Origin of the sequence: Kitasatospora sp. NPDC051164 (assembly GCF_044455625.1) — a bacterium.
Classification (GTDB): Bacteria; Actinomycetota; Actinomycetes; order Streptomycetales; family Streptomycetaceae; genus Kitasatospora.
On sequence record NZ_JBITFB010000036.1, the window covers coordinates 72,835 to 86,026 of the forward strand.

11 protein-coding genes and 1 pseudogene are annotated in these 13,192 nt (G+C 68.9%); 5 read left to right on the forward strand and 7 right to left on the reverse strand.

The window, feature by feature from the left end; genetic code table 11:
- Window positions 1-415 precede the first annotated feature (415 nt).
- Window positions 416-838 carry a hypothetical protein gene (locus ACIBEC_RS38870; RefSeq protein WP_360510160.1) on the forward strand — a complete coding sequence of 141 codons (423 nt, stop codon included), beginning with the start codon at window positions 416-418 and terminating at the stop codon, window positions 836-838.
- A 799-nt stretch (window positions 839-1,637) separates the two neighbouring features.
- On the opposite strand, the gene ACIBEC_RS38875 is transcribed toward ACIBEC_RS38870, so the two are convergent.
- From ACIBEC_RS38875 to ACIBEC_RS38885, 3 genes are all read right to left on the reverse strand, one after another.
- Window positions 1,638-1,949: a hypothetical protein gene (locus ACIBEC_RS38875; protein WP_360510158.1), complete on the reverse strand. Its 312-nt coding sequence runs from the start codon at window positions 1,947-1,949 to the stop codon at window positions 1,638-1,640.
- A 90-nt stretch (window positions 1,950-2,039) separates the two neighbouring features.
- Window positions 2,040-2,459, reverse strand: a complete 420-nt coding sequence (locus tag ACIBEC_RS38880) for an ATP-binding protein (protein ID WP_360510157.1) — start codon at window positions 2,457-2,459, stop codon at window positions 2,040-2,042.
- Window positions 2,460-3,595: 1,136 nt separating this feature from the next.
- Complete coding sequence (locus ACIBEC_RS38885) at window positions 3,596-5,599, reverse strand: hypothetical protein (RefSeq protein ID WP_396290049.1); 2,004 nt, start codon at window positions 5,597-5,599, stop codon at window positions 3,596-3,598.
- A 1,439-nt stretch (window positions 5,600-7,038) separates the two neighbouring features.
- On the opposite strand from ACIBEC_RS38885, the gene ACIBEC_RS38890 reads away from it, so the two are divergent.
- Both ACIBEC_RS38890 and ACIBEC_RS38895 read left to right on the forward strand, forming a co-directional pair.
- Window positions 7,039-7,290: a hypothetical protein gene (locus ACIBEC_RS38890; RefSeq protein ID WP_360510124.1), complete on the forward strand. Its 252-nt coding sequence runs from the start codon at window positions 7,039-7,041 to the stop codon at window positions 7,288-7,290.
- A gap of 57 nt (window positions 7,291-7,347) precedes the next feature.
- Window positions 7,348-8,103 carry a DUF2637 domain-containing protein gene (locus ACIBEC_RS38895; RefSeq protein ID WP_360510125.1) on the forward strand — a complete coding sequence of 252 codons (756 nt, stop codon included), beginning with the start codon at window positions 7,348-7,350 and terminating at the stop codon, window positions 8,101-8,103.
- Between the two features lie 1,253 nt (window positions 8,104-9,356).
- Here ACIBEC_RS38895 and ACIBEC_RS38900 read toward each other — a convergent pair.
- Entirely contained in the window at window positions 9,357-9,518 is a 162-nt protein-coding gene (locus ACIBEC_RS38900) for a hypothetical protein (protein WP_360510126.1), read from the reverse strand.
- Between the two features lie 1,148 nt (window positions 9,519-10,666).
- On the opposite strand from ACIBEC_RS38900, the gene ACIBEC_RS38905 reads away from it, so the two are divergent.
- Both ACIBEC_RS38905 and ACIBEC_RS38910 read left to right on the forward strand, forming a co-directional pair.
- Window positions 10,667-11,128: a MarR family transcriptional regulator gene (locus ACIBEC_RS38905; protein ID WP_317620883.1), complete on the forward strand. Its 462-nt coding sequence runs from the start codon at window positions 10,667-10,669 to the stop codon at window positions 11,126-11,128.
- Window positions 11,125-11,454, forward strand: a complete 330-nt coding sequence (locus ACIBEC_RS38910) for a replication initiation protein, RepL2 (protein WP_360510127.1) — start codon at window positions 11,125-11,127, stop codon at window positions 11,452-11,454. Before ACIBEC_RS38905 ends, ACIBEC_RS38910 begins: the two co-directional genes overlap by 4 nt.
- Before the next feature lie 306 nt (window positions 11,455-11,760).
- Here the strand turns inward: ACIBEC_RS38910 and ACIBEC_RS38915 are convergent, their stop codons facing one another.
- The 3 genes and pseudogenes from ACIBEC_RS38915 to ACIBEC_RS38925 all read right to left on the reverse strand — a co-directional run bounded on the left by ACIBEC_RS38915 (window position 11,761) and on the right by ACIBEC_RS38925 (window position 12,519).
- A complete protein-coding gene (locus ACIBEC_RS38915) occupies window positions 11,761-11,952 on the reverse strand; it encodes a hypothetical protein (RefSeq protein WP_360510128.1) in 192 nt (63 codons plus the stop codon).
- A 285-nt stretch (window positions 11,953-12,237) separates the two neighbouring features.
- A pseudogene (locus ACIBEC_RS38920) lies at window positions 12,238-12,336 on the reverse strand (IS5/IS1182 family transposase); the annotation flags it as partial.
- 15 nt (window positions 12,337-12,351) lie between these two features.
- Window positions 12,352-12,519: a hypothetical protein gene (locus ACIBEC_RS38925; RefSeq protein WP_360510129.1), complete on the reverse strand. Its 168-nt coding sequence runs from the start codon at window positions 12,517-12,519 to the stop codon at window positions 12,352-12,354.
- Between the last annotated feature and the right edge of the window lie 673 nt (window positions 12,520-13,192).

Here is a 13,192-nt window from a genome sequence, read left to right on the forward strand (position 1 = left end):
CTCCGTCGACCTCGCGGTCGGGGTCGCCCGCCCCGAGCCGGGGTCCGGTCCCCGGGGGGGGGGGGGGGCGGCCCGCCCGCGCCCGAGGATGCGTGCGGTCGGCCCCGTCCTGCGCGCGGCCGACCGGAGCCGGGTAATTTAACAGACCGGCGGCAGGTAAAACGTCGGGAATTGCTAACCGAATTCCCCATCCCGCCCCTCCGGGCCCCGGACGCCGACCTTCCCGAGTAACCCGGATGGAGTAGCGCAACTTTTGTATGAAGACTACTGAATTCACCTTGGATTGCCGGAATATCAATTCTTCGCACCACCCTGCCCGTCCACACGCCCTGCCATCCGCGCTCGGCGGTGCATTACGTTCCGTTCATGCCGGCGCCCCGTCGGTATGAAACGCTTATTTTCGGAGGGGATTCGGATGACCCGTTCTCGTCTCGCCGCCGGCGTCGTCGCCGTCGCCATCGCAACCGGCGCTGCCCTCGCCATCGCCCCCGCGGCCCAGGCCGCAGAAGCCCCCGTGCCCCAGGTGTCGGCGTGTGCCGCCGATCTCGCGGCCGCGCTCGACAGCAACGCGGCGGCCATCGACGCCGACATCGCCGGTGACACCGCCGGCGCCGGCGCCCACAACCTCCACACCCTCGTCATCCTGGCCGGAGCGCGGCACGACTGCTCCTGCCAGCACGCCCGAGTCCGCGCGGACATCATCGCTGCGGCGACCGACAGCGTCCGCGCGGCGGTGTCCAACTCGGTCGGCGACTCCGCTGCTGCACTGGACAGCGAGGACGCCGTGACGGCCGAGTTGACGGAGGCCCTGGAGATCGTCGAGTACTCCGAGGTGTGAGGTCTCGCGGCGTACGGGTACCCGTTGTCGACCTGCTCGGGTGCGGGGGCCCCGGCGGTCGGGCCGCGTCGTGGAGCCGTCCCCTTCACAGGCGCGGCACGACCGGCGCCGGCGTCGGTCGACAAGGCCTCGGCCTTCGATGCGGCCGCCGAATTCGGCCCGCCCTTCGGAGACCGCCGTTGCCCGCATGGTCCGCGAAGGCCCGCCGGCGACCGGCGAGGTGGCTGCCGTCCCCACCTCGCCGCACGGCCTCACGGCACCGTGCGGATGTGAGGAGTCCCCGGTGAAACCCGGACTTCGCAGGTGGGGTTTCAGGTCTCCAGCCAGCGTGGGCGGGTTTCGTCGATGCCGAGTAACGCGAGCAGCTCGGCCTGGATCTGCTTGAGATCCGGGACGCCCGTCCTTCGGGTGCCCGTGCCTGGCTTGCGGATACCCCTCCACCTGCGCCTCGCCATCCCCGTACAGGGAGACCGAGGTCATGTCCCAGTGCAACTGGGCGCAGTCGATGCCGAAGTCGGCGATCGCCTGAGCCCCGACCGTGCCGATGATCTGCTCGACGTGCGGCGCGATGGCGTCCAGCGCCCACTCCCTGGCCGGCCAGACCCGGCGCGCGGCCCGCCGAGGCATCGGCGTCCTGCTCGTCTCCCGGGGCTTCGCACCCTTGAACCGCGCTGCCGCCCGGGCCCCGGCGTTCCGAGCCCGGAAGCCCGCCCCGCGCCCTTGCCCCGGCCGGTCGACCGGCCACGGACGCCGGCATCCTCCCGCCGACACCCCGGGCACCTGCCTTCGGAGGGGCCTGTCACTGCTGGGGCTGGCGGAACAGGTCCTGCTGTGTGACGCCGTCCGCGAACATGACGTTCTCACTCAAGCTCGCGAGCAGGTCGAGGACAGCGGCGAGCGGCTGGTATTCCGTGCGGATGGCCGGGCGCTCGCCGCACTCCTTCAAGTGCTCCCAGAGCGCGTGGAAGTAGTCCTCGAGCTCCAGACGCGCGTTGAACTGCGCGCTGAGCCCTTCGGAATCGAGGCGACGCAGGCCGTCGCGGTCGAGCCGGGCCACCGAGTTGATGACGCTGTTGACGATCTCACGGCTCTCGATGCCTGAGCTGGACATGGGTTCTCCTCACGATGTGCGCAGTGGAAGACCGGGGCTGACGCTCGATGCGCCGCCCGGCCCGGCTGGATCGCGACCGTCCCGCAACGGTCAGCACGCCGCGGCGCTCCGACCGGACAGCGGGACGGCGGCCCACACCGAGCAGCTGCCGTCCGTACTGAGCCGCACCCCCCAGTCCTGCGAGTAGTCCGCGACGAGCGCCAGACCCCTGCCGTGGTCCTCCTCCGGCGTGGCTCGGTGCAGCTGCGGCACCGCGGAGGTCTTTCCCTGGTCACGGACCTCCACCAGGAGCTGGTCCGCGGTCCGGCGCAACCAGGCGGTGATGTGCGCGCTGTTGGAGTACTCGAGGGCATTGGTGACCAGTTCGGAGATCACCAGCAGGACGGCGTCCCGGGTATGGCCGGCCCGAACGCCCTCGGCGTCCAGCCACAGCCCTGCCAGCCGCCGGGAGATCGGTACCGCGCGGACCAGGGACGGCAGCCTGAAGGACAGCGGACGGCCTCTGACCAAGTGTCGAAGGACATCTTCGGCGAGAGCTCCTGCCAGCCGTCCATCGATCTCTGCGGTGGTCAGTGGAATCTCCTCCTCGGTGAACGGCGGGACCGCTTCTCGGCTCACGGGCCGAATGCGGCTGCCGGTGCGACTGCTCGTGGCTTTCGCGTCCCGGTCCACGCTCCGCGCCCGGGGATCATTCCCTTCGGCGCGCAGCCGGCCGAGTGGAAGTAAATCAGAAATAGATTATTCGCGGGGAGCTATCCGTCGCAAGAAAAGGGGGCGCATTTATGCAATACAGCGCCTAGTGTGAAGGTAGGAATAGTTCACACCGTCGATGATCCGGCGAAATGAAACGGCTTGCTTCGTCCACTCGAGTCCGGATTTGACGGCGAATGGCGGCGGTCCATTGGTCCCGGCAATCAGTGGAGCCTTTTGGGACAAACTTCCCTCCGGGCGCACAAGGGCGGCCGGCCGACTCGCTCACGGAATTCCGCACCGACCTGGCCGAAATCAGCCGTTCCGCCTGTGCGCGTCGCGGCCGGGGAAAACGTCCTGGTGGGGATGCGCTGCCGGACCGGCCGACCTGGGCCGGAGGACCGGCGCGCCGACGCACGGGCGACGTCACGAGGCGAAGCCCGCGCCGGCCGTGCGCCGGTCAGTCCGACGTCGCACCGACGTCGGAGGCACCGTCGACGAGGGGCGGCCTCCAGCAGCACCGTCACCGCGAGGAGCTGCGCCGCAGGCGCATCCCCGAGAACGATCTCGCCGTAGGGCCTCTGATCGACGGTGTGATCCCAAAGGCCCGTGCGCGCCCGGAAGGAGTGCTTCTGCCGGCTCTTGCGGAGACGACCCTGCGAGCCGACGTGGGCCGGTGCGACGAGAGTCGCACCGGCCCGCGGATCCAATTTCCTCGACCGGGGTACGGCAACGCGCCACTTCAGCGATTAGGCGCAAGCCGGAAGCGCTGGCAGACACCGCAGCTGCTTACCCCCGGAGAGGATGGGTGACCCACCCGGTTCGGATGCACCCAGTTACTCATCGGGCCGAAATAGCCGCAATCCCCCGACCGGTCGATTCACCCGTACGGTCGAGCGCGCCGGAAGTACAAACCGCTTGTGCGACCGGACCGGAAGCCCTTCCGCAGGAAATTTTCATATCTCGGTCCGTCCGCTCGGAAAATTGGACACCATATCCGGAGGCGACTGCCCGTTGATCGCGGAATACCGCGTGCGGGAACCGGCCGGGACCCGACGGCGGCGATCACGGCACACTGACCGCAGGCTCGATCGGAATGGCAGGAGCCGGACCCGGGGTGAGGATCCCGTCGGGATGTCCCCGCACCCGCGTCGGCCTCTGGCGCCGGCGGGCAACCAGCGGACCATCGGAGAGGTGGACCCGGCGGGAGGTTCCGCGGTGGCGTCTCGCAGGCCCAGGCCGCGCTGCGCGGCCGTGCCGGTCTTCCCCGCAACGGGTCGGCCGTCCCGCCGCGGAGCGGGATCGGACGCCGCTACGGCTTCCGGGGGCGCGTCACGGGACCCGGTCCCGTGTCCGGGCACCTGGCCGGCGCTTCCCCGACCGGCGGCCTCCTGACCGGAGGCCCCGGTGGCGCCCCGCCGGTGCCGAGCGGCGTCGGCGGGGCGGGCCGTCGCCTGAGCCTCGCCACCCCGGGCACAGGTCCGCTCCCGCTCGAGCCGACGAGCAGCAAGCCGCCGGCGAAGGATTGTTCCTTCCGACTCGTCACCCCCTGCCGCCGACCGGTCGGCGGGTCCGCTCGCACCGGGCGCGACCGGCATCGTGAGCGGGTCTGTCGAGGGTGGCACGTGCGGCGCGTGGCCGGACGGCTCCCACCGTTCCCGAAGCCGGCGACAGGCGGCAGCGGCGGCGGCGGGACCGCAGGAACGGCAGGTTTCCGGATCGTCGGCGTCGCGGGCGACCAGGGGCCCGCGGCAGAGCGCGCACTCGGGGCTCCGGACCGGCCTGCTCCCGGTGACCGTCTCGCTCGCCCGGTCGACGACCTTGATCAGCCAGGGCAGCGGGGAGACCACCGAGGACCACGGCACGGCGCCGACCGGCTCCCTGCGGCGCGCGAACTCCCACGCCGACTCAAGGGCTTCGAGGACCACCGCACCGTGGACATCGGGGGATGTGCCGTAGTCGGCGAATGTTGCGACGATGTGCTGAACGAGGAGGTCGAGCTGTCGCTCGGTCAGCCGGTCCGCCAGTTGCCTCGGCAGGCGGCTCAGGGCCGAGGACGCGGCTTGCCGGCCCCATCGCTTCTGCTCGTCGGTCACCGACCGGATCGTCTTCCGGTCGGTCTGCCGTCTGTCGCGCCCTGCCGGGCCTGCTGCGTCCCCGTCGGTTCCCGCCGCGTGGCCTCGCGCGCGGGTGCGCACGGTTGCCGGTTCGCGGGACGGACAACCGCCCACGACCGCAGGCGTGTTCAGCAGGTCATGTTGGGAGGATCGTGTTTCTGCCACCGAATCGGGGGTGGCCAGTGTCACCGAAACGGGGGGATCGGCTGTCACCGAACCGGCGGCCTCCCGGCACGGGTCGAGCGAGTCGCCGTGACGGGAATCCGGTCCGGTGTCGAGGACCCCAACACCGTCGCCCGCGGGCCCGCCCTCGGACCGCGGCGCGGGGACGGGCCCGCTCGGGAGGGACTCCGGCTGCCCGTTCGGTACGCGCAAGGGCACGGGATGGACGACGTATCTGTACGCCCTCCTCTCGCCGGCTCGTCGGCTCACCCACCCCTGGGCCAGGAGTTCGGCCACCGCTTCACGGGCCGTTGCCTCCTTCATCCCGCACTCGCGCGCGATCCGCGCGACTGGAGTCGGTTCGGGGAAGTGCTGCCGCAGGGTGAGCAGGGCATAGACCTTGAACCGGGTACCGGCCAGAGACGCCCGGGCGTACGAGCCGACGCAGACGGTCAGCTCGTCGTCGGCAGGCGGACGGACGCGTCGGTTCATGGTTCCGGTGGCAGGATTCCGAGTCGCTCGAACCAGGTCCTTGGCCTTCGCTCTGGCGATCAGACGGTTGACACCGCCCCGTGACAGCCCGAGCTGCCGCCCGATGGTCTCGTCGGCAGCGAAGCAGAATCCCGACTTCCAGCCGTAGTCCTGCACCAGCGTCACGACCCGGATCAGGTCGCCGGTCAAGTCCCTGTCACTGAGCCACACCGCCGGGAACCGGGTGGCGGGCAGGCCGGCCCGCCCAGGGCCCCGGGCCTGCCCCCGGGCAGGCCCGGGGCCCTGGGCCCGCTCCGTGCACGCAGCGCCCGAGTACGGCGGGCTCACGGAGCACCGCCGAAAGCCCGACGCCCGCCCGCTTCGCTGCCCGGCCCGCCCGGCCGCCCGTCGACGCCCGGATCGGTCGACGGGCGATACGCCAGCCGTCCCGAAGGCGCCGAGGCGACCCTTTCCCCGGCCGGCTCCATTCGAGCGGTGGTCACTCGCGCTCGAGAGCCCGTTTGGGGAGGTCCTTTGAGGTTTCGCTCATTCAGATGCCCGCGTCCTCCCCAGGGAAGGACGGAACGGCGGATCACGACATGGGCGGGGAGCGGCTGGCAGATTCTGATTCGGTGATGCAAAATGGCAGTGCCTACTTACGGACGTGTGAGAAGGCAACAGCCCGTCAGGACACAGGTTCTCGCCTGATCCCGAGTGTGCGGACGGGCCGAGGCAGCGGTGAAATTCCGTCGTCGACTCAGGCATGTGGTCGGCGACGACGGATACAGGGCGTTCAGACACCGAGGCATGTGATTGGTGCACAGACGGTGAAGGTCCGGTGGTGCGGACCAAGCCGTCTCCATGCTGCTAGGTCACGTCAAAACCTCCCCGCAGGGGGGCACGGTGATTGAAGAGGGTCGAACGAACGAGGAGAAGCGATCACGAGTGGTCGCTTCTGCCTGACGCGGTTTCGAGTCCAGGCGCCCGAGGGGTGATCTGGAACAGCGATGTCGCACCGACTGCACCCCCACAGCCGTCCGGACTCACCGGAGTCCGGACGGCTGATCCACGACTGAACCAATTCTCGACCAAGAGTACTCCTCCCATCACAGAGTGTGAATACCTCTCGTATACGACTCATCGCGGGGGCCCACTGGGCCCGGCCACAGGCAGTGGTTCGTTCGAGTCGGCAAGAACGGACAGCTCGAACGCCTGGTAGTGGGGTTCGATCGTCCGCCCGGAGCGTTCCGCGTGACGGCGACGGCAGGACGCCGACGGCCATGATGCGGCATCCAGCGGTCCTGTCACCAGTCACCCGATACGGGAAACGTGCAACCGGCCATTTCACGCACGCAATCCGAGCGTCTGTTAATCGGATGACCGAATCGAAGGCGCGCCCCGCTGGGGAGAATTGCAAAGCATCCGGCACCATTCGAGGCCGTCCCGCCGTGAAAGAGGGGAAGCCGAGCGAGCGGACGGGGTCACGCTCGCTTCGACCGTCCCCATCCGAGGCCAGCCGCAAGAACGCCGCACGCTCGGCAAGGAGCTCGGCGGCCTGGGTAAAAGCTCCGAGCGCCGGCAGCCTGAGCATATTTCAGGACACCCGGATGCCGTACATTTCCCGGCGATTAGCCCATCGTTGTCGGGGCATGAGTCCAACAGCAGTCAAGCCGCCTCCTCCTTTGCCGCTGGATCGGGACCGGATCTGCAGTGCCGGTGACAACTGGCTATTCGTTCCGGACCGGACGAATCCCGCGGGCGACCTGGAAATCGGTTACCTCGTGAAGAACGGCGAACGCGTGGTGCTGACGCATTGCTCGCGCCAGCTGGCCGAACTCTTTCGCATCCTGCGCCGACTCGAGTTCGAGTTCTCGACGCGGCTGCAACGATCAGAGGAATAAACGGGCTTATTGAGAGCGCCGGCCGCGATCCACGATGACGCAAACAGGAGGACTGCTTTGTACGAGTCGACGGACATCGATTTCAGCCCCTACTACACGCCTGGATTCAGCCCCGACGACGGGGTCTTACACAACCGGTCCCTCTGGCCGTCCGCCGGGCAGCTGTCCGCCGACCTGTCCTATCCGGTCGTCAACGGCTGGGCCGATCCGGTCGTCAACGGCTGGGCCGATCCGGTTGTCAACGGTTGGGCCGATCCGGGGATGCTTCCGCATTCTTCGAACGCGGAAGCGGTCGAGGAGGAGGCCGGCCTGCCGGCCATGGGGTTCCACCCCCAGTTGATCGCCGCCCGCCGGGAGCGTCGCGCCCGCCCGACACGCCGTCGGCCCGACATCCTCGGATCCGTCATCGGATTCCTGACGCTGACGATCGTCACTGCGGTCTGCATCCTCGGTTGGATGATCTCCTACCATCCGCTGCGGGACGTGGCCCTTTCGCAGCTGCCGCGGGGTCTGTCCCAGTACTGGCCGGTCGTCGTCTACGGACCGTGGATGGTCGCCTCCCTCTCCGTTCTGCGTGCCGCGCTGGGAGGGCGCAGGATGGCGAACTCCTGGACGGTCATCCTGGTATTCGCGGGCATCGCCAGCCTCCTGTGCATCATCAACACACCCTGCACGATGCCCGAGGCCGTCGTCGCGGGCCTTCCGCCGGTGACGGCTGTGGTGTCCTTGCAGCAGATGGTGCGTCAGCTGCTCGTCGCCCGACAGGAGTCCCAGGAGGACCGTCGGCAGAAACCCTCGCACCGGGCTCGGTAGCACATGAACAACACGGCGCCTGCATTCTCCGCCCGTCCGTGCGGGAACCCGAAGATTCTCTGTCAGGATCATCGCCGCGCGTATGGCGATGATCGGCAGGAAGCAGCCGCGACCGATCCGGAAATCGCCGGCGTCCCCACCCTCACCGGCAGCCCGACGGCGAGTGATTGACGCGCGCTGGCACTCCCCTTCTCTGCCAGGAGGGGCGCCGCACTGTTCCGGGTCGGCACGCCACCGGATGCGGGCGGCGTCCGGCCGTTGCTTCGGATCGAGCACTGTCCCGGCTGCACCGTTCCCGATTTCGGTCCGGCAGCGACCACGGTTCACATGCCAGGCCCACCGCGCACGCCCTCACATCAACCTGCCGCCGATCCGCTGCCCACGCGGGACCCCACGATCGCTGCGCCCTCCTTCCTCCCCGCCCACGTTGCTGTCCCCTGGGCAACGGATCGGGCGGGCCGAACCGAGCAGCGCCCATGGCGAGGCGGGTCACATCAGGTTGGCCCAATAGGGTGAATCATCCATCTTTCGGGTGACCTCACGTTTGGCTTGGGTAGCTACGGAGTGCGTGCGAAGGGCTGCAGACCGTAGCCGCACCCGGCGCTGAACTCATACGGCCGGTAACCATGCTCCGACGGAATTGAAAGGAACGAGACTCATGCTCCTCACTCTGCTCGGTAACATCGTGGCCTTCCTCGGCTGGCTGCTCTAGCGGTTGTCGACCCACCCGGCGGCGAGCCGGCCCCGCCCACGCGTTCGGTGACGGGGCCGGACTCACCAAGAGCCTGCCGCGACTCCGAGATGTCCGGCCACTGACGCCATCCCTTGCCACACGCCGGCCGGGCCTCCCCAACCGGGGCAAGCCGGCCCTGCTCGCACAGCGGGACCGCGACGCGGACGGGGCCGTTGCGCGCCTGCGCGCCCCATGGCGGGGGGCGATCAAGAGGACATCGACGCCCTACTCGACGGCGTAACCCCGGTATGGCATGCCGCGGCAGATGCCGGTCGCGGCTTGCTCGCCGCGCACTTCATCCCCTGACGCGACAGGTCCCGCTGTGCACTGCGGGACCTGTCGTTACCGTTCGCTCTGGTCAGCCCGTCGGCGCCCGGCTACCCCCGCTGCCGCGGAATCCGCCCCCGTAGACCTTGCCCAACCCCATCCCGGGTTGATCCCCGCTCAGGTGGGGAGCACCACGGCAGCGGGCCGCGAGCCGACCGCGCAGCCCGGCAGCCGCCCTCCTACGCATCCGCCGTCAGCCGTACCAGCAGCAGTCCCGCGCTGTAGGAGCGGGAGCGGCCGACGCCGCTGGCGAGGCGCCGGTGAAGGCATGAGGATCGGTGACGGCGCCCTTGATCTCGGCGCGGCCGATCTTGGTGCCCTGGTGCTTGGCGGTCAGGCCGAGCTTGGGGAGCATGCGGATCGCCAGGGAGTCCGGGTCAGCGCCGGCGCCGATGCGGTCGGCGCTGGCGGGCTGGAGCCGGGCGGCGAACCACTCCTGACGTGGGGGGGCGTATCGGCGGGTCGCGTGATCCGCTCGGTAACGGGCATCAGCCGGTCCTGGACCGGGGAGGCCGGGAACCCTGCCTTCGTGATGCGGGCGCCGCCCGCTGTGGAAAGGCCCATCTCTCACTTCCTGCTGGGAGTTGGCTGTGCCAGCGTGCTGCTCGCTCCCGGCGGTGCCTCCCGTCTCCTCCTCTCGAGCACCTGCCAGTCCGCGCGTCTTGAGCGGTGGTCACTGAGGGAGCGCAAGTCCCCCTCCCGGGGGCCAGCCCCCGGACCCCCGCTGGGGACCTCGGGTCCCCAGACCCCTTACGCTGCCGCAGTCCGCTCCGTCCTCAGCCGGATGACACCGCCTTGGCGGCGATGTCATCCGGCTTCCGGGCGGTGCTCCCTTGCCCCTGGCCCAAGTGGTTGCTCCAGTCAGTGGTGAATCAACTGGCTGGGCTCCCGCCTACCCAAAACGGTCCCGAGTGGCTGCTCAGTGGTTGCTGTGGAGACGAGCCACTGAATGCGCGCCGCCCGAGGGGGAAGCTGACCAGCACATCGCTCAGGTGACCCGGGAGCTGGGAGGCCGTTCGCGGCCGAGCAGCGGTATGCAACGGCGGGTTGCCCCCGGGCTCCTGGTGCGGTGAGCACGCAGCGGCCTGCAGCCGGATGGCCAAGCACGCTGAGAGGTGCTCACGTCGCTGGCGTCGTTCAGTTGCAGAAGAGGCAAAAGAGCGCATTAGGGCGCTGACCTGCGGAAATACCTTTCGAAACCACGATCGCCAGATCTGCTACCCAGATCGAGGGGCTGCCAAGGCTGTCCATAGGACCGTGGTGAAGTGACCACAACATCGTGGTGGCCAGATCAAGAGGTCTGGACACCACGATCGTACGATCGTGGTTCAGTGCCGAAAAGTGCATCGGCGGATGCCCTTGGAGGGAGGCGCGACACGAGCTCGTGAGCGCCCCCTGAAGTTGGCTCAGTGACGTTTCGGTCATGTACTTTTAGGCCATCTGATCCGCTGCGGCCGACCGTGGCAGGGTCCAAGACCTATGCCCGAGGAAGGAGGGGACCACGTGGCTGCCGCCGCACGGCGTCGACGCGCGCCAGCAGACGAGAACGGGGAACTTCTCCCCTTTGCTCCGTTCGCGTTCTACTCCGGACACGCGAACGTCGACAAGGAACGCGTCCGCGCCATCTGCCGCAGCAACAAGTTCACCCCGGGCGAGAAGTTCATGGTCCTCTGGTGGATCGGAACGTCGCCAGAGGGCATGGAGCCCGTGGTGATGACGGGGGCGGACATCGGCAAGGAAGTCGGCATGACGGCGGATGCCATCGGCCGGATCAGCCGCAAGCTCCTCAAACACCGGATCTTGGTCGCGGTGGGTACGTTCGGGAACTCGAAGTTGTACCGGATTACGCCCTACATCGCGTTCCACGGTCCGGGCTACGATCAGCGTGAAGCGGTGAAGCGCTTCAACCCCCCAGACATTCCTGGGTTGGCCCCGAGAATTCGAGAGTGGTGGGAGGACCGATGAGCACTCAGACGGTTGCGCTGCATGGGAGCAGGAGCATGTCGTTCGGGGAGCTGCTGAGGCGAACCCACAACCTGACCGCGAATCAGCGCCTGATGGTCGTGCTCTACAACGATCCGGAGCTCGTCGGCCGGAACGGGGTGATCGAGCAGTCCGCAAAGGACCTGGCGGGCATTCTGGGATGGGCGCCGACCATGTTCTCTCGCATCCGGCAGCAGCTCGTTGATGCGGGATGGCTGGAGCAGTCCGGCGGGCGAGCCCAGGTCAAGTTCTTCCGACTGACGCCGACAGCTTACGGGCAGACGCGAGCGCTTCGGCTCGTAGACTGAACGCTGCAGGAACTGCGAGGGGTTGTTGATCCGCTGCGGGTCAACAACCCCTCACGCTTATGAACGTTTCGGCATGGAACCACGACCGACCGATCGTGGCTTCGTGCCGCGGAGTGCAGCAACCCCGGAACGGCGGGGGGCTTATGAACTTATCGGCAGGGAACCGCGACCCACCGATCGTGGTCGTGATGGCCACCTTGGTGCCCAGGCGGGCCTCGGCGATATGTATGTTTCGGCATGGAACCACGACCGACCGATCGTGGCTTCGTGCCGCGGAGTGCAGCAGCCCCGGACCCGGCCTGACGACTACGCCCAGGTGCCAACAACGACGGACTCGAGGCGGGGGACCTGGAGGGCGACGCGCTCGTCGGCGCGGATGGTGATGACGCCGTTCTCGAAGTTGAGGCCGTTCTCGTTGGAGACGGTGACGGAGTCGGCCTCGTCACCGGGTTGAGCCCACGGCCTGACCGATCCGCCGTCCAGGGCCGGCCCGCCCACAGTCGGCGGGCCGGGCCTCCCTCTTCCCGGAGGCCCCGATGACGCGCGCCACACCCGGCCCGCACCGGCACCCGCTCACCCCGGCCGACCTGCCGCCCGGCACAGCCGGGTGGAGCTCCTGCCCGGACTGCCGCTCCCCGATCCAGGGCGGCCCCGCTCGGACTGCGCGCCCACCGCCCACCGCCCCGACCCCAGTTATCCACGGCGACCGCGTTGGGTCGGGTGCGGGGCCGGCCGACCGGTCCCGCACCCGTATCTTCTGAGCACGGGGATGAACTGCGGGCTGTCGGCGGCCTGCCCCTCGGTCAGGACGAACACCAACGGGCGGCACTTCCGGTCGCCGGAGGCATGGATCTTGCTGGTCTGTCCGCCCCTGGAACGCCCCGAGCAGGGAGGCCTTCAGCCGGAGCTTGCGCCGACGCCGGATTCGTCGCCGTTCTTCCCGTTCCGGGTCGTCTGAGGTGTCCTGCACGTCTTGTTCTTCCGGGCCTCCCCCCTTTGCCGCGCCTTCTCCGCCTCGTTGGCGGCCTTCTCCAGGGCGGCCGGAGCGTCGGGGTCCAGGTGCATCCCGGCAGCGTCGTGGTGGGCGCGGATAGGATCCGGTCACCCGCGAGGCCGCCCGCGCTGTCCACGCCCGCCTGCTGGCTGTCGTCGGGCAGGCCGCGCCCGGCCGGTAGCAGATCGCGGCAGGCGGCTGCCGGCCTTGTCCCGGCCTCACCGCGAACCACTTCGACCAGGGCAGACGGCTGGGACATTCCTGGTACTACAGGCAGCGGGGCGATCTGCCATGAGTACGCGAAGTCAGGTTGACGGTGGGGTGACGGCGGAGGATCCAGCGGTCCTGGATGCCGAGTTCGAGGCAGGCGCGTGCGACTCCAAGTGATGCAGAAGCCCGACACGCTGAACCGGCATCACTTCGTGCAGGAACCTACGTCCAGAATGGGGCATTTGGTACGTATTAGGGCCATGCTGAGGACGGTGGACGTGATGGCGGGACTCGCCGCTGGACGCTCAGCCATTGTTCGGGTGGGCGCTGACCGACGTGTGGACGACGGCCAGGGGTCGGACGGCGCGCCGGTGTGCCGTCCTGGCGTGCCCCGGGTCCTGAGGTTTGGCCGTCCGGTCGCGAGCGAACACAGTCGTACGCGTGGACGGTGCCGTCTGTCACGCGCGGTCTGTGCCATGGTCCTTGTCCTCGCGTCCGCGCTGGCCTGGGTCGTGACCGGTCCGTCCGATGCCG